Genomic DNA, 21,366 nt, shown 5'->3' with positions numbered 1-21,366 from the left:
ACAGGTGCGGCGAGGAAATTGACAACACAAGGCGGGGAGCGGGAGGGGGCGTGATGTCGCTGCGTGGCGGGACTGATGTGCGCGCCACCTTCCGGTCCTCAGCGAAGTTGGGGTTCGAGCTCCCGCCGCCACCCCCTCCCCCTTGCGGGGAGGGGTCGGGGGTGGGGGTCCACGCATTCCGCTCACAATGATGAGCCTCGACTCCCGAGGAAGCAATTTGGCGGAAGTGAGACTCATAGACTACATCGCCCGGAGACCCCCACCCCCAACCCCTCCCCGCAAGGGGGAGGGGAGCCGACTGCCCAGTCGCGAGATATGCGATCGTGCGGCGAGGATACATGTGGCCGGCTCAGCCAGCCACATGCCTTGCCCGTCAGATGATCCCCGCCGCGACCTGGCCGCGCAGCCGCTCCAGGCTCAGCAAGGTCTCGGCACAGGCGGTCGCCACCTCGATGCCCTTGGTCGCAAAATGCTTCCGGAAGAACTCGAAATGCGCCTGCGTCTCGTGGAATTGCTGCGGCGTCAGCACCGCGGAGAACACCGGCACCTCGGTGCGCAATTGCACGTCCATCAGCGCCTTGATCACGGTGTCGGCGACGAACTCGTGGCGATAGATGCCGCCATCGACGACGAGCCCGGCCGCGACGATGGCGGTGTAGCGCCGCGTCTTGGCGAGCAGCTGCGCATGCAGCGGGATCTCGAACGAGCCCGGCACCTCGAAGATGTCGACGCGGTCGCGCGGGATATTCCGTGCTTCGATCTCGTCGAGGAACGCCACCCGGCATTCGGCGACGACGTCGCGATGCCAGGCCGATTGCACGAAGGCTATGCGCTGCGGCTTGCTGAAGCGCGGATGCGACGGCGCCGGTGGCGACTCGTCGGGCGGTGACGCGGCCGGCATGTCCGCCGGCGGCGACGTGGCTGTGGTGAGGGTGTCGGTGGAAGTATCGGTAGGCGCGTCTTGCAACATCTGATTCATGGTTATCCTCGTCAGAGACCAGAATCAGGGCATACGGAACGACGACGCCCCCACGCTGACATGCGCGGGGTGCCGGGACCCGTTCTCTTTCATCCGGACTGTGACCGTCGGCTTCGGAATCGCACCGAATCTGCTGACCCTTCTCTGCGCGGCGCGTTCCGGAGAACAGAATTCTCCAGACCGAGCCTTGCCGAGAAGGCGCTCGCGGGCTCGCGCTCGACCGGGAACGCTTACCGCCGGTGGGGAATTTCGCCCCGCCCTGAGAACATCGGCCGCCCGGGATGGACGGCCTGAACGAACTATGCAGGCGGCCGGCGGCTGCGGCAAGGCCTCACGCCCGCAGTCCGCGACGGGCGGCCATGCAGTCGCCCGCGGCCGTTCCCACGGCCGGATCGGCCCGGACGGAGCGGCTGCGGCGAATCCGATTCCGTTTTGTTCTCATTCGGCGATGATTCCACAGGCCGGACAGGAGTTGTGGACGAAGCGGTGTTTGGCTGTGGACGGACTCGCCCCCCCGTTGCGCAGATTCCGCAAATCACATCAGTTTGTCCTCGCACGCCCGGGTTACCTCCGGGACTGCAAGCCGGGTCTCGAAGCGCCGCGAGGGCGTGGGCCGGGTCGCCGCGTATGTACCAACGAGATCAAGAAGACGAGGTCGAGACGGCATGTCCCTGCTCGAAAGCACTATCGATTCCACCGATCATCCGCTGAGCGTGGTCGAGACCATTGCGGCCGACAACAACTGGATGTTCGAGCGCTCCGGCGAGGACGAGATCACGATCGCCTCCAAGGGCCAGTGGACCGACTACCAGCTCTCCTTCACCTGGATGGCGGAGATCGAGGCGCTGCATCTGGCCTGTGCCTTCGACATGAAGATTCCCGAGGCCCGCCGCGCCGAGGTGCAGCGGCTGATCGCCGCGATCAACGAGCAGCTCTGGCTCGGCCATTTCGACATCTGGACCCACACCGGCATGGTGATGCACCGTCAGGCCCTGGTGCTGCCGGGCGGCATCACCGCGTCGGGACTGCAATGCGAGAGCATGCTGGCCGGCGCCATCCACGCCTGCGAGCGCTATTTCCCGGCCTTCCAGTTCGTGGTCTGGGCCGGCAAGTCGACCCAGGAAGCCATGGCCGCGGCGCTGTTCGATACGGAAGGCGAGGCGTAAGCCGCCGTGGCCTCGACACACTCGGTGTCGTCCCGGCGGACGCCGGGACCCATACCGCGTGATGCATGTGTGAGCCGAGACGCTTGTCGCTCTGCCCTCGCCCCACTAGAACCGCCGGTGGTTATGGGTCCCGGCGTTCGCCGGGACGACAGTGGAGTTCGTCGTGACATCAGCGGACAACAACCTGCTTCATCAGCTCACCGGCACCATCGTGCTGGCCGGCGCCGGCAAGATGGGCGGCGCGATGCTGACCGGGTGGCTGGCCGGCGGCCTTGATCCCGCGCGCGTGGTCGTGATCGAGCCGATGCCGTCGGCCGAGATCACGGCGCTGAAGGCCCGGGGCGTCCGCCTCAATCCGACGACGGCCGCGCCGGCCGAGGTCGTCATCGTCGCCGTCAAACCGCAGATGTTCCCCGACGCCGGCCCCGCCTTGAAGCCGTGGGTCGGCGACGCGACGCTGGTGCTGTCGATCATGGCGGGCATCACGATCGCCGGCCTGCAACAGACGATCGGCGGCGCGGTCGTGCGCGCAATGCCGAACACGCCGGCCGCGATCGGCCGCGGCATCACCGTGGCGGTGCCGGCCGGCAACGTCAGCGCCGCGCAGCGCCTGCTGACGGACGCGCTGTTGCGCGCCACCGGCGCGGTGGAATGGGTCGACGAGGAGGCGCTGATGGACGCGGTGACCGCCGTGTCCGGCTCGGGTCCCGCCTATGTGTTCCTGCTCGCCGAGGAGCTCGCCCGCGCCGGCGTCGCCGCCGGCCTGCCCGAGTCCCTGGCGACGACGCTCGCGCGCCACACCGTGTCGGGCGCCGGCGAGCTGCTGCGCCAGTCGGACCTGCCGTCCGCCACGCTGCGCCAGAACGTCACCTCGCCCGGCGGCACCACCGCCGCGGCGCTGTCGGTGCTGATGGCAGCCGACGGATTCCAGCCGCTGCTGACCAAGGCGGTCGCCGCGGCCACGGCGCGCTCGAAAGAGCTCGCGAAATAGACAACGGCGAGCTGACAGCTCAGCGCGATGGCGTCGGCGGCCCGCCATGCTGCTGGCGCCATTGCAGGAACTGGCGGAACAGGGCACTGCGCTCGGTTGGATCGTTCGACAGCTGTCCGCCGCTCTGGCGCACGAAGCTTTCGAACTGGGTCTGCTGCACGTCGGCGACCTGCGGCCGCGGCACCATGTTGTGCGCCAGCAGCCAGTCTTCCGCGGCCTTGAACCGCTTCCAGTTCGGGATGGCGGCGACGATGCTCGACTCCCGCCATTTCGGATGCCGCGGCGGCTTCATGAACTCGTCGTAGTTGGCGAAGAACGCGTCGACGAAGCGCGCCACCTTGCGGTAGCGCTCGGTATGCTCCGGCCAATTGTAGCTGACGAGCAGCATGCCGATCGCCACCGTCTCGATCGTCTCGCCGGGGTTGAGCAGGTTCGGATATTCCTCGGAGGACAATGTCGTCGGCAGATAGAGGTCCTGCAGCCGGCGGTCGTAGGGGATCGTCACAAGGTGCAGCGCGCGGTTGTCGTTCCTGATGTTGCGGGCGAGCTGGAACACCTTGCCGGTGGAGACGATATAGGCGTCGGCGTCGCCATCGATCAGCTTCTGGATCGATTTGGCGTCGTCGGTCGCGTAGTCGAACGACGCCGTGAGGCCGAGCCGGTTGAAGATCACGCGCGCGGAATAGAAGCCGACATCGGTCGGCGCGATGATGCGCTTGCCGTTGAGATCGAAGATCGAGCGGATCGAGGAGCGCGCGATGACATGGATCTCGTTGTGATAGAGCCGCGCGATGTAGCGGAGCTGCGAGGTGATGTCGGGAATGCCGTATTGCAGGCGGTAGAATTCGGGCACGTCGGCGGCGACCGCGCCCATGTCGATGCTCTTCAGGAACAGAATATCGGAGACGTTGCGCACCGGTCCCTTGCCGAGCACCGGCAGAACGCGGACGTTGGTCTGGTCGTCGAGCACGCGCGCCATGTCCGAGCCGAACACGGAGGTGGCGCCGCCGGCCGGCGCGGTGATGATGGTGACGGTGCCCTCGTTGACGTCGGTCGGGTTGGGCAGCCGCCACACGTCCGGCCCGCTGCCGGGCGCGGGCGACAGCGACGCCGGCAGGCCGGCGGCATGTGGCGGCGCCGGGATCACGGGCGAGCCGTTCGGCCGGGCGGCCGGGGCGACGGGCACGATGATGGAGCGCGTCGCTGCCGGGCGCGGCGGCTGCGGCGGCTGTTGCTGTAGCTGCGGCCAAGCCTGCGCAGATGCCTGGCTCATCATGAGTCCGGCTGCGAGCGCGGCGAGCGCGACTTGCGAAGCTGCTTTCGTGACGGTGGACATAGCGCAACGGCCTCCTGCACCATCGCGGTGCCGCCGCAGCGTTCTCGACCGGTCCGGAGCATTCACCTCGAGGCCTGCCTGGGTCAGGCATGCGACGGGCGACCGCGGCCTCGGCTGAGACCTCGCGACAACCAACCTCGCGATGCGGAGCGCGCCCGAGGCCAAATGGCCACGATCGGCTCCGATCGAGGTCGATAGTTGCGGGAGGTGATTCGATGGATTTGCGGCAGCCGCCGGGATTTTGTATGACGACGTGCATATAAACCCGATATCGGACTCCGGCTGTGGCTCCCGTGCAACGCGTTGCGTTCAGGCCGCCAACCGGTGTTGCCGCCGCGCCAGGATCAGCAGCGTCACGACGATCGCCAGGTTCAGGCCATTCCACGCGATGCCGTTGGCGAAGGCCGCTGAATAGGACCCCGTGGCGTCGAAGATGACGCCCGAGACCCAGCCGCCGAACGACATGCCGAACACCGAGGCGAAGATGATGATGCCGACCCGCGTGGCGGCCTCGCGCGCCGGCATCGCCTCGCGCACAATGATCGCATAGCTCGGCACGATGCCGCCCTGGAACAGGCCGAACATGCCCGAGATCAGATAGAGCGACGTCAGGCCGTCGAAGAACAGATAGAACAGAAGCGCAAAACCCTGCGCCAGCGAGCCGATCAGGAGCGTGCGCATGCCGCCGATGCGATCGGCGAGAAAGCCGGAGCCGATCCGGCTGACGATGCCGAGCGCCATCATCAAGGACAGCATCTGCGCGCCGACGGCGACGCCGTAGCCGAGATCGCCGCAATAGGCGACGATGTGCACCTGCGGCATCGCCATCGCCACGCAGCAGGCGATCGCGGCGATGCTGAGCAGCACAGTCAGCGCATTGGTGGAGATCGGCAGCTCCAGTTGCGGCGGCGCCGCGCCGGCATGGTTCTGCGCGCCGGCACCGTCCATGCGGGCGCGCAGCACCAGCAGCAGCGCGCTCATCGTCACCGCGCAGAAGACGCCGAGCGCGACATGGCTGGCGCGCCAGCCGATCTGCTGCACGCCCCAATTCACCAGCGGCGGCCACACCGTGCCGGCGACGTAGTTGCCGGAGGCGACGATGGTGACGGCGAGGCCGCGATAGCGCACGAACCAGTGCGACGCCTCCGCCATCAGCGGCGCGAATGTGACGGACGAGCCGAGCCCGATCAGGAAATACACCGCCTGAAACTGCCACAGCGTCACCGACGCACCGGCGAGCAGATAGGCCGCGGCGGTCGTCGCGATGCTGAGCGCCATCGCGGTGACGATGCCGAAGCGGTCGGTGATGCGGCCGACGATGACGCCGCCGAGGCCGAAGCCGAACATCGTCAGCGTATAGGCCAGCGAGACGGCGCCGCGGCTGGCGGCGAACTCGGCCTGCACGACCGGCAGCACGACCACCACCGTCCACATCCCGGCGCCGCCGATGGAGCCGATGACGAGCGCAAGCGCCAGCCGCGCCCAAGCCTGGCGCGAGTCCGGAATGAAGTGAGGCGCTTCCTCGAATCTTGTCTGGGGTCCGTGCACGATGCCTGCAACTTCGTTGCCGCACCGCATCAGGTCAAGCCACATTGCTGCGGCATTGGGCATGCAGAAGCAGCGCAACAGGAGGGACCTGCGCGGCAGGGTTCGGCCCTCTTGGCGGCGCGACATTTTGTCATTACGTTGCGCGGGATTGGAGAGATTTGCGCGGATGTCATTGGGACTGACCCGGAAGATGCTGCTGGTGGCAGGACGGTTGCTCGTCCTGGCCTACATCATCTGCGTGGTCAGCCCAGGTGTGGCGCTCGCGCTCGGCAGTGGGGCGCCCTGTCTCGACGAGCCCCCCGTTGCCGCTGTGGTCTCCCCTCATGACGCGACTCGCCACGAGATGGTCATGACGGCGATGCCGCAGACCACGGCGGCGCACGCCCATCATCACGATCACCCTGTCGCCGACGCCGCGATGCATGCTCCGGCGCCCGCGCCGTCGCACCACGATCATGGCAAGATGCCGGGCCCCTGCTGCGCCATGATGTGCGCGGTGGGTCTGGCTGCCGCGCTGCCGGCGGTCGCCCTCCCCGCCTCGCTCGCCGCCACCAGCGTGACGCCGCGCGACGAAGGCCTGCCCGGTCGCACGCCGCAGCGCCTGTATCGCCCCCCCATCGTCCTGGTCTGAGCGAAAAACGCCGGCTTCGCGCCCAGGTGGCGCGGCCGCTCGCGATTCATCGACAGACCAAGGATACCTCATGTTGTCGCAATCCATGGCGGCGCCCGCTGCCGCATGTCCGGCGCGGCGGAGCCTGCCATTCTCCATCGTCGCCAGCGCATTGACACTGCTTGTCGCGACGAGCCTCGCCGCCTGCCAGCCGCGCACGATCGCATTGGCCGGGGCTGATCCGGCCGATCCGGCGGCGAGCGTCGCGCCGGTGCGCGTGTCGGGCGTCGTCGGACCCTACACGCCGCTGCGACCGGCCGCGCCGGCCGCCTGGGGCCAGCGCACCGACCCCGGCGCACCGCGCCCTGAGCCGAGCCGCTAAGGAGCGCCGCATGCAGGGGATCATCAGGCTCGCGGCGCTCGCCGCAGCACTCGCGCTCGCAGGCTGTGCCTCGTTCTCGCCGGACGGCGGCATGAGCGCCGTCGCGGACATCACCGGCCATACCACCGGCAAGGAGATCGCATCCGTCAGAAGCGATGACGACGCCGAACGCGTCCGCGCCGCGACGCGCCGCCTGCTCGCCCGGCCGTTGTCGGCCGATGCCGCCGTGCAGGTCGCGCTGTTCAACAACAAGGGCCTGCAGGCCGCCTACAACGCGCTCGCGCTCAGCGAGGCTGACATGGTCGAGGCCAGCCTGCCGCCGAACCCGACCTTCTCCCTGATGCGCATCAGCGGCGACGGCGCGCTGGAGGCCGAGCGCCAGGTCGCCGGCGACATCCTGGCGCTCGCCACCTTGCCGCTGCGCTCGGAGATCGCGCGCGAGCGCTTTCGCCAGGCCCAGTTGAAGGCGGCGCTGGCGACACTGCGGCTCGCCGCGGAGGTGCGCCGCGCGCATGTGCGCGCCGTCGCCGCCAACGAGCTGGTGGCGCTGCTGGTCGAGGCGCAATCGGCCGCGGAGGCAACCGCGAAGCTCGCCTCCAAGCTCGGCGAGACCGGCGCGCTCAACCGGCTCGATCAGGCGCGCGAGCAGGTGTTCTATGCCGAGACCACGGCCGAGCTCGCCACCGCGCGCCGGGCGGCGGGAAGCGCCCGCGAGCGGCTGATCCGGCTGATGGGGCTGTGGGGCGACGACCTCGCTTTCCGCCTGCCCGACCGGCTGCCCGCGCTGCCGCGCCGCCCGCTGAGCCAGCCCTTCGTCGAGGCCGATGCCGTCGGCCATCGCATCGATCTGCAGATCGCCCGCCTCGAGCTCACGGCGCTCGCAGCCTCGCTGCAGCTCACCGACGCCACGCGCTTCGTCACGCTGCTCGACCTCGCCGGCCTCGACCGCAAGACCGTCGAGCCGGACGGCCGCGTCATCCGCGAGCGCGGCTACGACGTGCAGTTCCAGATCCCGATCTTCGACGGCGGCGAGGTGCGGGTGCGGCAGGCGGCGGAGAGCTACAACATCGCCTTCAACCGTCTCACCGAGCGCGCCGTCACCGTCCGTTCCGAGGCGCGCGACGCCTATCGCAGCTACCGCGCGGCCTTCGACATCGCCGGCCACTACGCCCGCGAGGTGCTGCCGCTGCGCCGGATCATCAGCGAGGAGATGCAACTGCGGTACTCCAGCATGCAGGTCGACATCTTCGCCCTGCTGCTCGAGGCGCGGCAGCGGCTGGCGTCGCGCCGGGCCGCGATCGATGCGGTCAGGGACTTCTTCCTCGCCGACGCCGAGCTGTCCGCCGCGGTCAATGGCGGCGGCACCGGCGGCGAGGACACGACACAGCAGACCGCGAGCGCGCTGGCGCCGGGCAATGACTGACAGGAGAGCATGCATGTTTTCACGCCGCACACTGCTCGGCTCCGCGGCTCTTGCCGGCGCCGCCGCCGTCTCCGGCCGCGTCCAGGCCGCCACGATTCCTGAGGCGCCGACCATGGACAAGGCGGTGATGCAGCCGCCGCTGCATCCGACCGCAGGCCCGGACTATCAGCCGGTGGTCACGCTCAACGGCTGGTCGCTGCCGTTCCGCATGAACGGCGACTGGAAGGAATTTCATCTCGTCGCCGAGCCGGTCACGCGCGAGTTCGCGCCCGGCATGACCACGCATCTGTGGGGCTACAACGGCCAGTCGCCGGGTCCGACCATCGAGGCGGTCGAAGGCGACAAGCTCCGCATCTTCGTCACCAATAAATTGCCGGAATACACCACCGTGCACTGGCACGGCGTGATCCTGCCCTGCGGCATGGACGGCGTCGGCGGCCTGACGCAGCCGCACATCAAGCCCGGCAAGACCTTCGTCTACGAGTTCGAGATGAAGCATGCCGGCACCTTCATGTACCACCCGCACGCCGACGAGATGGTGCAGATGGCGATGGGCATGATGGGCATGATCGTGGTGCATCCGCGCGACCATGTACCGCCTCCGGTCGACCGCGACTTCGTGTTCGTGATGTCGACCTACCGCATCGAGCCCGGCAGCTATCTGCCGAAGGTCAACGAGATGACCGACTTCAACATGTGGACCTGGAATGCGCGGGTGTTTCCCGGCATCGATTCCCTGCCGGTGCGACTCGGCGATCGCGTCCGCATCCGCATCGGCAATCTCACCATGACCAACCACCCGATCCATCTGCACGGTCACAAGTTCAAGGTGATCGGCACCGACGGCGGCTGGCTTCCGGAAACGGCGCAATTGCCGGAGACGACGACCGACGTGCCGGTCGGCGCGGTGCGCGTGCTCGACTTCATCGCCGACAATCCCGGCGACTGGGCGTTCCACTGCCACAAGTCGCATCACACCATGAATGCGATGGGCCATGACATGCGCAACCTGATCGGCGTGCCGCGCAAAGAGCTGGCCGCCGCGGTCGGCAAGCTCGCGCCCGACGGCATGGTGATGGGCAACACCGGCATGGCGATGGGCAGCATGGAGATGCCGGCCCCCGACAACACGCTGCCGATGATGACCGGCAGCGGCCAGTTCGGCGGAATCGAGATGGGCGGCATGTTCACGGTCGTGAAGGTGCGCGAGGGCCTCGCCCGCGACGACTACCGCGATCCCGGCCCTTATCAGTTCCCCAAGGGCACCGTGGCCTACGAGGTCGCGAACGCGCCGGAGCCGCCGCAGCGAACCGGGAGCGCTGCAACGCAGATCCGAACACAACGCTGACGACAGATGCACTAAACGCCACACAACGAGCTGGAGACTACGAATGAAGATTCCGATCGCGATCAGCGCGGCGCTGGCCACCGCCGTGATCATCGCCGCACCGGCTGATGCCCATGAGGCGCACGGATCGCGCGGCTATTCCGCCGGCGAGCCGGGCGATCCCAAGCAGCCGTCGCGCACCATCGAGGTGCTGCTGAGCGAGATGGAGTTCACGCCGGCGCGCATCGAGGTGAAGCGCGGCGAGCAGATCCGCTTCGTGCTGCGCAATACCGGCAAGGAGGATCACGAGTTCCTGCTCGCCACCAAGGCCGAGAACCTGAAGCACGCCGCGGTCATGAAGAAGCACCCGCACATGGAGCACGACGAGCCCAACGGCACCCGGCTCGCGCCGAACAAGACCGCCGAGCTGCTGTGGCGGTTCACCAGGCCCGGCACGTTCGAATATTCCTGCCTGATCCCCGACCACCGCGAGTTCGGCATGACCGGCCACGTCACCGTCAAGTGACGGCAGGTTCGTAGTTCGTAGGGCGGATTAGCGAAGCGTAATCCGCCATTCGGCACCCCCTCAGAAACGCGGCGGATCACGCTTCGCTGATCCGCCCTACGCATCGAGTCAATTGAAGCAGAAGGAACGACACATGAAGACATTCGCTCAGCTCACGACCGCCGCCGCGCTGGCCCTTGCGCTTGTTGCCCCCGCCTTCGCCGCCGAGGCGATCAGCGGCGACGTCAAGAAAGTGGACGAGGCCAACGCCAAGATCACGCTCCACCACGGCCCGGCCAAGAGCCTCGGCATGGACGAGGCCATGACCATGGTCTACCGCGTCAAGGACGCCGCGCTGCTGAAAGGCCTCAAGGCCGGCGACAAGGTGAAGTTCGAGGCGGTCGAGGACGCCTCCGGCTACACGGTGACCAAGATCGAGAAGGGCAAGTAGGCGGCAGCGATTCGAGCCATACCTCTCTCCACCGCCATTCCGGAGCGCGCACGGCGACGACGTCGCCGGACAGCGCGAGCCCGGAATGGCGAGCGGATGGATCGGGTCACGCGCCGGCGGGCGGATGGTTTGCATTCCAAGTTCGGGCTGATCCGCTCTGCGCGAACTGCCCCGTCGCTCCCTGGGCCTTCGCGGGCGCAAAGGCTCCTCCCCGCTATCCCGTTAACCATTTGCTAACCATGGCGCGGGCAAGCTTTGCCGCGTCGCGCCTGCGCGTGGCCGGCGACCGGACGACCACAGGACATCCTGGGCTTTGCTGCCGCCGGGCATGGCGGCGGCCCGGTTGCCGGCCGCAGCGCGTCGCTGCATCCGACGCCCTGCCGTCCTGTCTGTCCGGAGACCCAAGTCCTTGAGCACCGTCGGTTCGCGCGCCTTCCAGAAGGCACGGCAGGAAAAGAAGCAGAAGAAGCTCGTCGAGACGCAGTTGGCGGCGGCGTACAAGGCGTTCCAGGCCGGGCGCCAGGCGGAGACGCAGGCGCTGTGCGCGCAGCTGCTGCAGGAAGTCCCCGGCTGCTTCGATGCGATGCATCTGCTCGGCGTGTCGCTGGTGTCGTCGGCGCGCTTCGCCGAGGCCACCGCCTTCCTGACCCAGGCCGTGGCGATGGAGCCGAATTCCGCCGACGCGCAGTCCAATCTCGGCTGGGCGCTGATCAATTGCGAGCGCTACGCGGAGGCGCGCGCCGCGCTGGAGCGATCACTGGCGCTGCGGCCGAACGCGCCGATCACCCTGCGCAACCACGCCATCGCGCTGCTGCGGCTCGGACAGGGCGAGGCCTCGCTCGCCGCCGCGACACGCGCCCTCGAGCTCAAGCCCGACGACGTCGACGCCTGGTGCAATCGCAGCGTCGCCGAGCTGATGCTGCGGCGCTGGGACGCCGCCGCCGCCAGCGCCGAGCGCGCGCTGGCGTTCAATCCGAACCATTTCGAGGCCACGGTCAACATGGGTCTCGCGCATCTCGAGTTGCACCATTACGAGCTGGCGGAAGCGACCTTGAATGCGGCGCTGGCCGCACGCCCGGCCCATGCCGAGCTGCGGGCGCATCGCGGCCGGCTCTACATGATCTCCGGCCGCACGGCGGAAGCCGAGGCCGATTTCGATGCCGCCGTGACGCTCGATCCTCATCTGCAGATCGGATGGCAGGGCAAGGCGCAGATCTGCATCCTCAACGGCAACGTCGCGCAGGCGATGGCCGCCTGCAAGCGCGTGCTCGACACCAATCCGAAGGCGCAGGTCGCGCTCACCCTGCTCGGCGCCTGCCGCGGCCGGCTCGGCGACGTCACCGGCGCCATCGCGCAATTCGACCAGGCGCTCGCGGTGCAGCCCGACTATGACGAGGCGATCACCAAGAAGATCTTCTATCTCGACTTCCTGCCCGGCGCCGATTTCGCCCTCCAGCAGGCGGCGCGGCAATATTGGTGGATGGCGGTCGGCTCGAAATTCCCCCGCCGCAAGCTTGCGCCGCGCTCGCTCGATCCCGACAGGCGCATTGTCGTCGGCTACGTCTCGGCCGATTTCCGCATGCATTCGGCGGCCTTCGCCTTCCTGCCCGTGCTGCGCGGCCACGACAAGACGCAGGTCCAGGTCAACTGCTACTCGACCTCGCCGCGGCACGATTCCTACACCGCGACGTTCCAGTCGATTGCCGACGTCTGGGTCGAGGCCTCCAGCCTCTCCGACGACGAGCTGGCCGACCGCATCCAGGCCGACGGCGTCGACATCCTGGTCGATCTCTCCGGCTACACCACGGGCACGCGCATGCCGGTGTTCGCGCGCAAGCCGGCGCCGATCCAGGTCACGGCCTGGGGCAGCGGCACCGGCACCGGCCTCGCCACGATGGACTACTTCTTCGCCGATCCGGTCACGGTGCCCGAGAGCGTCCGGCCGCTGTTCGCCGAGCACGTCCACGACCTGCCCTCGGTGATCACGATCGATCCGGTGCGCGACGTTCCGCCGTCGCCGCTGCCGATGCTGACGAACGGCCACGTCACCTTCGGCGTCTACAACCGCATCGACAAGATCTCGGACGCGGCGATCGCGCTGTGGGCACGGCTGCTCGCCGAGATCCCGGACGCGAAGCTCGTCATCAAGCATCTCGCGCTGAACGATCCCGCGGTGCGCGACGGGCTGCTCGCCCGCTTCGTCGCCCAGGGCGTGCCCGAGGCGCGCATCCTCTGCCTCGGCGCCAGCGAGCGGATCGAGCATCTCAAATCCTACGAGCGCATCGACATCTCGCTCGATCCGTTCCCGCAGAACGGCGGCATCTCGACGTTCGAATCGCTCTACATGGGCGTGCCGGTCGTCGCCAAGCTCGGCGCCGGCGCGGCATCGCGCGCCGCGGGCGGCATCCTGACCGCGGCCGGCCTCGCCGACTGGGTCGCCGGCGATGACGACGGCTACATCCGGATCGCCAAGCGCTTTGCCGCGCAGCCCGAGCTGCTGGCAAAGCTGCGGCCCGAGCTGCCCGGCCTGGTCGCGCGCTCGCCGGCCGGCGACGTCGCCAACTACACGCGCTGCGTCGAGGCCGGCTACCGGCAGTTCTGGCGGGACTATTGCGCCAAGGCCGGCAAGACCGGCGCCTGATCGCGCCGGCATCGCCGAGGTCGGCATCTCGCAGCAGGCCGGGAAGCTCCGCCGCACGAACGTCCAGCGACAAACGGCCCCACAACCGCAAGCTGCACCGGTTTCCACTGTGCCATTTCGGCCGGGTGCGATCAGGCGACGACTCGCGGACTGATACCGCGGCGTTTCTCCGTCCAGACCGAGGCGCAATCAAGCCTATGGCTTTTTGGTGGCGATGATGCGCCTCGCAGCAGACCCGGCTGCGACCAACCGGCGAGTAGTAGACCTCATTCGTCAACCAAGGAGATAATGCGCGAAAATCGGCCGTGCCTCACGATCGCCGTGTGGCCGGCAACGGAGGAATTTGGGGCATGCGGGTCGCGGTGTTGAGTTGCGTCGTTGCGGCGGGATTGAGTCTGGTGGCCCCGTTGCTGCCAGCCATGGCACAGACGGCGCGGACCGGAAGGCCGGCGACGGCCGTCGCGGCCGGCGAAGGCGGCAAGCTGCAGGAGTCCAACGAATGGACGGTCGGCATCGCCGGCGGCCTGCTCGAAGGCACCAACATCCGCTTCGCCGCCGAGATGGCCAAGGTGCTCGACGACCGGCCGAACCTGCGCGTGCTGCCGATGGTGACCTACGGCGCGCTGGGGAACATCGAGGACCTGCTCTATCTGCGCGGCGTCGACGTCACGATCACCTCGGCCGACGTGCTCGACGAGTTCGTCCGCAACGGCACGCTCGCCAACATCAAGAGCCGGATCCGCTACATCTGCTCGTTCTACATCAACGAGATGCATGTCTATGTCCGCCCGGAGATCAGGACGCTGGAGGATCTCGCCGGCAAGAAGGTCTCCTTCAACACCGTGGGCAGCGCCGCCAACCTCACCGGCGGCATCGTGTTCGACCGGCTCAAGATCGGCGCGGAGAAGGTGTTCATCAACAATTCGCTGGCGCTGGAGAAGATGCGCAGCGGCGAGATCGCCGGCGTCGTCCACGTCACCGGCAAGCCGACCGATCTGTTCGCCAAGTTCAAGCCCGAGCCGGGCTTTCACTTCCTGCCAATTCCGTTCGCGCGCAGCCTGCAGGACTACTACGTGCCGACCAAGCTGACCTCGCAGGACTATCCCAATCTGCTCAAGCCCGGCGAGAGCGTCGAGACGATCGGCGTGCCGCAGGTGCTGGCGGTCTACAACTGGCCGGCGGAGACCGAACGCTACCGCCGCGTCGCGCGCTTCGTCGATTATCTGTTCAAGCGGTTCGACCAGTTCAAGCAGCCGCCGTTCCACCCGAAATGGAATGAGATCAACCTCGCCTCCTCACTGCCCGGCTGGACCCGCTTCCGCGCCGCGGAGGAGCTTCTGGCCAGCACGCGCCCGCCGCAGGCCGACGGCGCCGCCGTCAAGCAGCAGTTCGACGCGTGGATGAGCACGCGGGCGCCGACCGGCGGCCGGCGGATGAGCGAGGACGAGACCAGGGTCCTGTTCGAGCAGTTCCGCGACTGGATGAAACGGGACGGCAGCCAGCCGGCGCGATAGCGCTGCTGGTGGTGGCGTAGAGCATGATCCGGAAAAGTGGAAACCGGTTTTCCGGAAGGATCATGCTCAACAAAGAGAGGAGGCTACGACGCCGCCGGCTTGCCGCGCAGCGCTGCCGGCGTGTCCGGCTGCGCCAGCGGATGGGCGGAGGCGAAGGCCGGCAGCGCCATCGCCGCCTCGAACACGCGCTGCACCGTCGGCGTCGCGCCGAGGTCGAGGCCTTGATTACGCGCGAAGACGGCGTGGCCGGCGAGGCAGATGTCGGCCATCGTCGGCGCATCGCCATGGCAGAACCGGCCGGTCGCGGCATGGCCGGCGAGCTGGGCCTCGACTGCGGCCAGCATCTCCGCGGCCCAGTGCCTGAGCCAGGCCGCGCGCGCCGCGTCGTCCACGTGCAGCACCTCGGTGAGATAGCGCTGCACCCGCGGCGTCGTCAGCGGATGCGCATCGCAGGCGATCATCGCCGCCAGCGCCCGCACCCCCGCGCGCCCCTTGGCGTCGCCAGGCAGCAGCGCAGCGCCAGGACAGGCCTCGTCGAGATAATCGAGGATCGCCAGCGACTGCGTCAGCACCGTGCCGTCATCGAGCACCAGCGCCGGCAGCGCCATCTGCGGGTTGAGCGCGGCATAGCCGCCGCCACGATGCTGCTGCCGGTCGATATCGACCGCCACCTGCTCGTAGGCGACGCCCTTCAGGTTGAGCGCGATGCGGACGCGAAAGCTCGCGAGCGACCGCCAGAACGAATAGAGCTTCATATGGGCTCTCCTGGGCAGGCGGGTGAATGGCGATCAGTTCACGCTCGATAGAAAGCCTGCGAGGACCGTCCGACTCTGGCTGAGCGCCGCGATGCGTTGATCGATGAGGCCGACCTGCTGCGCCAGCACGCGTCGCAGATTGTCGCAAGGCCGGAAGTCCGGACGGGTGTTGCGCACGCACGGGAGCAACTGCTTGATCGTCTCGAGGGTCAACCCGGCGGCGCCGAGCAGTTTGATCCGGCGCACGGCTTCTTCGTCCGCCGGCCCGTAGTCGCGATAGCCGGACGCGGTCCGTTGCGGCGCAAGCAAGCCCTCGTCCTCGTAGTATCGCAGCATGCGGATGCTCACTCCCGTCCTCCGGGAGAGTTCGCCGATCTTCATCTGAAACCCTCTTGACCCTGACAGTGCTGTCAGACCTTACAGATCGTGCTCATGCAAGTGGAGTCCACTTGTGAAGGGAGCAACGATGAAAGCCTATCATTTGAAGGGCCATGCGGGCGCGGGTCGCCTGGTGCGCACCGAAATCATCAAGCCCGAACCCGCCAGCGGCGAGGTCCGCATCCGGGTCGAGGCGGCAAGTCTCAACTACCGCGACCTGCTGATCCTGGACCGAGCAGGTGAAGGCGGCTTCGACGGCCGCGTTCCGCTGTCCGACGGCGCAGGCGTCGTCGATGCCGTAGGCTCCGATGTCGATCGATGGCGCCCGGGCGACCGCGTGGCCGCATCGTTCTTTCGCGATTGGATCTCCGGGCCGTTCAAGGCGAGCTACGTTCCGTCGTCGCTGGGCGGCAGCACGATGGATGGCACGCTGGCAGAGTACGTGGTGCTGCCGGCGACGGCGCTGGTCGCGGTGCCGGCGCACCTGACGTCGATCGAAGCCGCGACCCTGCCCTGTGCCGCCGTGACGGCCTGGCACGGCCTCGTCACCCGCGGCGGAATGGGCAAGGACGCCACCTTGCTGGTCCAGGGCACCGGCGGCGTCGCGCTGTTCGGCCTTCAGTTCGCCGCGGCGCTGGGCGCCCGCGCCATCGTCATCTCGTCCTCGGATGAAAAGCTCGCCCGCGCCAGGGCGCTTGGCGCCTCGATCCTCATCAACTACCGGGACACGCCCGATTGGGATGTCGCCGTGATGACAGCGACCGATGGCGAAGGCGCCAGTCATGTCCTCGAGCTCGGCGGACCCGGCACCTACGACCGCTCGCTGCGGTCGGTCGCGTCAGGTGGCAAGATCGTCCAGATCGGCGTCTTGACGGGGTTCGGCCCGAAGCCCGACTTGGCCCGCCTGCAATGGGAGAATGCCGATATCATCGGCGTCACCGTGGGTTCGGTCGAACATTTCACGGCCATGAATCGATTCCTGACCGACCACACGATCCATCCGATCGTCGATCGGGTCTACGACTTCGACGACGCTCCCGAAGCGTTTGCCCATCTCCGGTCCGGCTCGCATTTCGGCAAGATCGTCGTGAGGCCGTAGGCGAGACACCATCTCCCCGCGATCACTCCGAGCCGGGCGTGAAATCCTGGTCGGCAACGCTGGCGGTCTGCGGCACCTTGATGACCACCGCGGCGCGATTGAGCGCCTGGTGGCACGAATTGCAGGCTGCCGTAAGATCGGCATAGGAGCGCTCGAAACGGCCGATGTCCTTCTGCTTGATGGCCTGCGCCAGCTCGTCGAACGGCTGCTGCGTCACGGCCGTCGTCATGTCGGCGAACGAATTGCCCTCGACCAGCGGCTGCGCCCGGCCGACCCGGTTGAACGCGCCCTTGAGATTGCCGAGCTCATAGGCACTGAACGCCCAATTGCCGCTATGGCCGGCGATCCAGAGCCTGAGATGACGCGGCTGGATGGTCGCGATCATCAGGTCGCTTATGGTCGGGAGGTAGGCCGGCGCTGGGGGAGGTGTCGGCGTCTCCGCCTTGGGCGCAGCGACCCCGATGAGCGATGCAAGCCCGACGAGGCCAGCGGCTGTCACTGTAAGCCGCAGACGACGGCGGAGCTTCGTTGGATGCATCTTCGGTTCTCCTGGATTTAATTTAGAAGACTTCTAAAGAGCGACGTGCCTCACCGCCAATCGCAAACGCTGATCGCAGCGATCAGAAAAGTTTGATGCCGCCCGCCGTGCCACCCGCACGATACGGCCACATTGCTTTGCGCGACGCGCGCAGCCGTCCCACACGCGAGCGCGGAGCTCTACCGGGTGAACCCGAAAACCTGAATTTCGATTTGACGAAATATTCCTCTTTCATTTTTTCCGAAATCATATATATCTCTCCCCGTCCTGCTTCCGCCGGAGGGGCGTGTCGCGGCCGTCACGAGACGTGGGAGGTGGGATGCGATGGGCGCAGCGAATCGCAGCGTGGCCTCGTGCCGCGCGGACGAACGGTTCGTTGCGTACGGCGAAATCGTGCGGTCCTGATACCCCGACGCTGGTATCAACGTGGCGCAATGCAAACGCATTGCGCCAGGGATGGTGGCCAACAAGCCCGGCGCACCAGGGAGACCACGTATAAGCCGTTCCAACCGTCGCGCAGGGAAGGCCGGGTGTTCCGGGCCAGACCTGTGGTGACTGCCGCCTGCTTTTTTTCTGCAGGCGGGCCACGGGCGCGGCCAGCGCCCGGCCTTCCCTGCGCCCTCCATCTGTTTCGAGGGCGGACCTGACGCACAGCTCGGGCGCGATGCGCCGCGAGACTGCGGGCGCTCGCCGACCAGTCCGATCAACAGCCATGCCGATGAAGGAGGCCGACCAATGTCGTTCAGCTTTCTCCCGCCCGGTTCGCTGCCGCCTGCCCGCAACCTTTTGTTAACCGCCATTAACCGAACGCTAACCATACACCGGGCAAAAATTGCCGAGCGGAACGTGCGTGTCGTGGTTGGGTGCGGTTGACGGAGGAGAGCTTCCGTGGACGCCGGCGCGGTACCTCAGGTTCGGAACGGCGGCCCGTCGGCCGCCGCGCAATCGTTTGGGGCCGGCAAACGCGGCCCGCGGGAAGGGGCGAAAGCCATGGTCGACGTCACGGCGGGTCAAGGCGCGGGGTCTCCGGCCGGCGGGTTCTCATTCGACGATCTGAAGACCGTGATCCTGCGCGGCGACATCGCGCTGGCGCTCGGCATCCTCACCATCCTGGTGGTGCTGATCCTGCCGCTGCCGTCGCTGGTGCTCGATCTTTTCCTGGCGATCTCGATCACCCTGTCGATCCTGATCCTGATGACCGCCCTGTTCATCCAGGCGCCGCTGGAATTCTCGTCCTTCCCGACCATCCTGCTGATCTCGACGATGCTGCGGCTGTCGCTCAACCTGGCCTCGACCCGGCTGATCCTGTCGCGCGGCCATGAGGGAACGGACGCGGCCGGCCACGTCATCGAGGCGTTCGGCAACTTCGTGATGGGCGGCAATTTCGTCATCGGCATCATCGTGTTCGCGATCCTGGTGACGGTGAACTTCGTCGTCATCACCAAGGGTTCGGGCCGCATCGCCGAGGTCGCGGCACGCTTCCATCTCGACTCCATGCCCGGCAAGCAGATGGCGATCGACGCCGACCTCTCCGCCGGCCTGATCGACGAGAAGGTCGCCAAGGTCCGGCGCAAGGAGCTGGAGGACGAAAGCGGCTTCTTCGGCGCCATGGACGGTGCCTCGAAATTCGTCCGCGGCGACGCGGTGGCCGGCCTGCTCGTCGTCTTCATCAACATCATCGGCGGCATCATCATCGGCGTCGCCCAGCAGGGCCTCGGCTTTGCCGAGGCCGCCCGCACCTACACCACGCTGACGGTCGGCGACGGCCTCGTCACCCAGGTGCCGGCGCTGATCGTCTCGACCGCGGCGGGCCTGCTGGTCTCCAAGGCCGGCGTCAGCGGCGCCGCCGACAAGGCGCTGATCAAGCAGTTCTCTGGCTATCCGCAGGCGCTCGGCATGTCCGCCGCGGTCATGCTGGTGCTGGCGGCGCTGCCGGGCATCCCGACCCTTCCGTTCCTGGCGCTCGGCGGCGGCGCCGCCGCGCTCGCGTTCAAGGCGCGCAAGCAGAAGCAGGAGGCCAAGGCGGAGGAAGCCGCCGCAGAAGCTGCGGCCCCTGCCGCCGCCGCCGCGGCCGCGGCCGCCGAGGAGCCGATCTCCGCCGCGCTCAAGATCGACGACCTCAAGATCGAGCTCGGCTATGCGCTGCTGCCGCTGGTCAACGCGCCCGACGGCACCGACCGCCTCACCGACCAGATCAAGGCTCTCAGACGCTCGCTGGCGATCGAAATGGGCTTCGTGATGCCGTCGGTGCGCATCCTCGACAACGTCCAGCTCGAGGCCAACACCTACATCATCAAGATCAAGGAGGTCGACGCCGGCTCCGGCAAGATCTGGCCGAGCCAGTTCATGGTCATGGACCCCGGCGGCAACCAGGTCGCGGTGCCCGGCATCCACACTACGGAGCCCACCTTCGGCCTGCCCGCCACCTGGGTCGACGCCGGCCTGAAGGAGGAGGCGACGCTCAAGGGCTACACGGTGGTGGACGCGGCGACCGTGCTGTCGACGCATCTGACCGAGCTGCTGAAGGCCAATATGAGCGACCTGCTCTCCTACGGCGAGGTGCAGAAGCTCCTGAAGGAGCTGCCGAAGGAGCAGAGCGAGCTGGTCAAGGACATCGTGCCGACGCAGATCACGATCTCCGGCATCCAGCGCGTGCTGCAACTGCTGCTGTCGGAGCGGATCTCGATCCGTGATCTCTCGACCATCCTCGAAGGCATCGCCGACGCGCTCGCCTTCTCGCGCAACCCGGCCACGATCGTCGAGCATGTCCGCGCCCGCTTGGCACGCCAGATCTGCGCGCAGAACACCTCGCCCATGGGCTATCTGCCGCTGATCGCGCTGTCGGCGAAATGGGAGCAGGCGTTTGCGGAATCGCTGATCGGCCAGGGCGAGGAGCGCAGCCTCGCGATGCAGCCGTCGAAACTGTCGGAGTTCATGACCGCCACGCGCGACGCCTTCGAGCGCGCCGCACGCGAAGGCGAGTCGCCGGTGCTGGTGACGTCGGCGGCGATCCGGCCGTTCGTCCGCTCGCTGGTCGAGCGCTTCCGCGCCCAGACCACGGTGCTGTCGCAGGCGGAGATTCATCCGCGGGCGCGGCTGAAGACGGTGGGCAGCGTGTGACGGAACCGAGGATTCCCGAGCGCGTTTCATCCGGGGAGCCGGCGCTAGGCGCCGGCTTGTGCCGTTTTTACCGGCAGGACCACCCCTTGCTTTACCGCCACAGGCAAACGTTTTCTTAATTTTGCGTTAGGTGGCCGAAGTTTCATCCGTACACCGAACAACTATTTAAATTATTGATATAGCTATAAAAAGTGACGTTTCAGCGATTTTCGATCGCGAGACATCACGCATTATCACACACTTGTGATGCGGTCTACGAAACAGAATTGAGGTTTCCTACGTTAGTTGATGCGAGACGATGAACCGGAACGCTCCCGGCTCACACGAATCAGCGAAGGACGGAAGACGGCAGGAGGCTTCCATGAACCACTCGATTTACAGCGCGGACCGGACGACCCACCTCAAGATCGTGGTGGTTGCGCTCGTGGCTGGCATCGCGGTGGCCGGCCTCGGCATCTCCGCCCGGCTGAATGCGGAGCCGAACTACACGCAGACGGCAAAGGTCATCAAGGCCGGCAAGCCGATTGCGGTGACGAGCTCGGAGACCTCGCTGGTTCGCTGACAGGAATTCCCGGAATTCACGCGGTTCTCACAGCCCCCCAA

Annotated in this window: 19 protein-coding genes and 1 riboswitch; of the genes, 13 read left to right on the top strand and 6 right to left on the bottom strand. The window is 67.3% G+C overall.

Features of this window, described 5'->3' with window-relative positions; all coding sequences use genetic code 11:
• Window positions 1–373: 373 nt before the first annotated feature.
• Window positions 374–979 carry a 6,7-dimethyl-8-ribityllumazine synthase gene (locus ACQR1X_RS07450; protein ID WP_316217527.1) on the bottom strand — a complete coding sequence of 202 codons (606 nt, stop codon included), beginning with the start codon at window positions 977–979 and terminating at the stop codon, window positions 374–376.
• Between the two features lie 77 nt (window positions 980–1,056).
• A riboswitch (FMN riboswitch) is annotated at window positions 1,057–1,250 on the bottom strand.
• Window positions 1,251–1,644: 394 nt separating this feature from the next.
• Between ACQR1X_RS07450 and ACQR1X_RS07445 the strand changes: the two genes are divergently transcribed.
• A complete protein-coding gene (locus ACQR1X_RS07445; protein WP_315734012.1) occupies window positions 1,645–2,145 on the top strand; it encodes a YbjN domain-containing protein in 501 nt (166 codons plus the stop codon).
• 163 nt (window positions 2,146–2,308) lie between these two features.
• Window positions 2,309–3,136 (top strand): pyrroline-5-carboxylate reductase, encoded by an 828-nt coding sequence (proC, locus tag ACQR1X_RS07440; RefSeq protein ID WP_434898588.1) that lies wholly within the window; start codon window positions 2,309–2,311, stop codon window positions 3,134–3,136.
• A 19-nt stretch (window positions 3,137–3,155) separates the two neighbouring features.
• Here proC and ACQR1X_RS07435 read toward each other — a convergent pair whose 3' ends face one another.
• A complete protein-coding gene (locus ACQR1X_RS07435) occupies window positions 3,156–4,472 on the bottom strand; it encodes a TAXI family TRAP transporter solute-binding subunit (RefSeq protein WP_434898587.1) in 1,317 nt (438 codons plus the stop codon).
• 309 nt (window positions 4,473–4,781) lie between these two features.
• The gene (locus ACQR1X_RS07430; protein ID WP_315803254.1) at window positions 4,782–6,020 is read right to left on the bottom strand and encodes an MFS transporter; all 1,239 of its coding nucleotides are present in this window, start codon (window positions 6,018–6,020) and stop codon (window positions 4,782–4,784) included.
• 166 nt (window positions 6,021–6,186) lie between these two features.
• On the opposite strand from ACQR1X_RS07430, the gene ACQR1X_RS07425 reads away from it, so the two are divergent.
• From ACQR1X_RS07425 to ACQR1X_RS07390, 8 genes are all read left to right on the top strand, one after another.
• Window positions 6,187–6,651 carry a hypothetical protein gene (locus ACQR1X_RS07425; protein WP_434898586.1) on the top strand — a complete coding sequence of 155 codons (465 nt, stop codon included), beginning with the start codon at window positions 6,187–6,189 and terminating at the stop codon, window positions 6,649–6,651.
• A gap of 70 nt (window positions 6,652–6,721) precedes the next feature.
• The gene (locus ACQR1X_RS07420; protein ID WP_434898585.1) at window positions 6,722–7,012 is read left to right on the top strand and encodes a hypothetical protein; all 291 of its coding nucleotides are present in this window, start codon (window positions 6,722–6,724) and stop codon (window positions 7,010–7,012) included.
• A gap of 10 nt (window positions 7,013–7,022) precedes the next feature.
• The gene (locus ACQR1X_RS07415; RefSeq protein WP_434898584.1) at window positions 7,023–8,435 is read left to right on the top strand and encodes a TolC family protein; all 1,413 of its coding nucleotides are present in this window, start codon (window positions 7,023–7,025) and stop codon (window positions 8,433–8,435) included.
• A 13-nt stretch (window positions 8,436–8,448) separates the two neighbouring features.
• Entirely contained in the window at window positions 8,449–9,783 is a 1,335-nt protein-coding gene (locus ACQR1X_RS07410; RefSeq protein WP_434898583.1) for a multicopper oxidase family protein, read from the top strand.
• 43 nt (window positions 9,784–9,826) lie between these two features.
• Window positions 9,827–10,288, top strand: a complete 462-nt coding sequence (locus ACQR1X_RS07405; protein ID WP_434840226.1) for a cupredoxin domain-containing protein — start codon at window positions 9,827–9,829, stop codon at window positions 10,286–10,288.
• A gap of 133 nt (window positions 10,289–10,421) precedes the next feature.
• Complete coding sequence (locus ACQR1X_RS07400) at window positions 10,422–10,718, top strand: copper-binding protein (protein ID WP_434840225.1); 297 nt, start codon at window positions 10,422–10,424, stop codon at window positions 10,716–10,718.
• Window positions 10,719–11,127: 409 nt separating this feature from the next.
• Entirely contained in the window at window positions 11,128–13,359 is a 2,232-nt protein-coding gene (locus ACQR1X_RS07395; RefSeq protein WP_434898582.1) for a tetratricopeptide repeat protein, read from the top strand.
• Window positions 13,360–13,709: 350 nt separating this feature from the next.
• Window positions 13,710–14,873 carry a TAXI family TRAP transporter solute-binding subunit gene (locus tag ACQR1X_RS07390; RefSeq protein WP_434898581.1) on the top strand — a complete coding sequence of 388 codons (1,164 nt, stop codon included), beginning with the start codon at window positions 13,710–13,712 and terminating at the stop codon, window positions 14,871–14,873.
• Between the two features lie 83 nt (window positions 14,874–14,956).
• Here ACQR1X_RS07390 and maiA read toward each other — a convergent pair whose 3' ends face one another.
• Window positions 14,957–15,628: a maleylacetoacetate isomerase gene (gene maiA / locus ACQR1X_RS07385; protein WP_434898580.1), complete on the bottom strand. Its 672-nt coding sequence runs from the start codon at window positions 15,626–15,628 to the stop codon at window positions 14,957–14,959.
• A 33-nt stretch (window positions 15,629–15,661) separates the two neighbouring features.
• Window positions 15,662–16,009 (bottom strand): MerR family transcriptional regulator, encoded by a 348-nt coding sequence (locus tag ACQR1X_RS07380; RefSeq protein WP_316177507.1) that lies wholly within the window; start codon window positions 16,007–16,009, stop codon window positions 15,662–15,664.
• 85 nt (window positions 16,010–16,094) lie between these two features.
• Between ACQR1X_RS07380 and ACQR1X_RS07375 the strand changes: the two genes are divergently transcribed.
• Window positions 16,095–17,105, top strand: coding sequence for a zinc-dependent alcohol dehydrogenase family protein (locus tag ACQR1X_RS07375; protein WP_434898579.1), 1,011 nt, complete (start codon window positions 16,095–16,097; stop codon window positions 17,103–17,105).
• Between the two features lie 22 nt (window positions 17,106–17,127).
• Here the strand turns inward: ACQR1X_RS07375 and ACQR1X_RS07370 are convergent, their stop codons facing one another.
• The gene (locus ACQR1X_RS07370) at window positions 17,128–17,490 is read right to left on the bottom strand and encodes a cytochrome family protein (RefSeq protein ID WP_434898578.1); all 363 of its coding nucleotides are present in this window, start codon (window positions 17,488–17,490) and stop codon (window positions 17,128–17,130) included.
• Window positions 17,491–18,633: 1,143 nt separating this feature from the next.
• On the opposite strand from ACQR1X_RS07370, the gene flhA reads away from it, so the two are divergent.
• Both flhA and ACQR1X_RS07360 read left to right on the top strand, forming a co-directional pair.
• A complete protein-coding gene (gene flhA / locus ACQR1X_RS07365) occupies window positions 18,634–20,763 on the top strand; it encodes a flagellar biosynthesis protein FlhA (protein WP_434898577.1) in 2,130 nt (709 codons plus the stop codon).
• A 361-nt stretch (window positions 20,764–21,124) separates the two neighbouring features.
• Complete coding sequence (locus ACQR1X_RS07360; RefSeq protein WP_315803233.1) at window positions 21,125–21,325, top strand: hypothetical protein; 201 nt, start codon at window positions 21,125–21,127, stop codon at window positions 21,323–21,325.
• The last annotated feature ends 41 nt before the right edge of the window (window positions 21,326–21,366 follow it).

It is taken from the genome of Bradyrhizobium sp. HKCCYLRH3073 (genome assembly GCF_051167995.1).
Taxonomy (GTDB): Bacteria; Pseudomonadota; Alphaproteobacteria; order Rhizobiales; family Xanthobacteraceae; genus Bradyrhizobium.
Note: the sequence above shows the minus strand (reverse complement) of the source record. Positions and strands in the feature narration are given on the sequence as shown.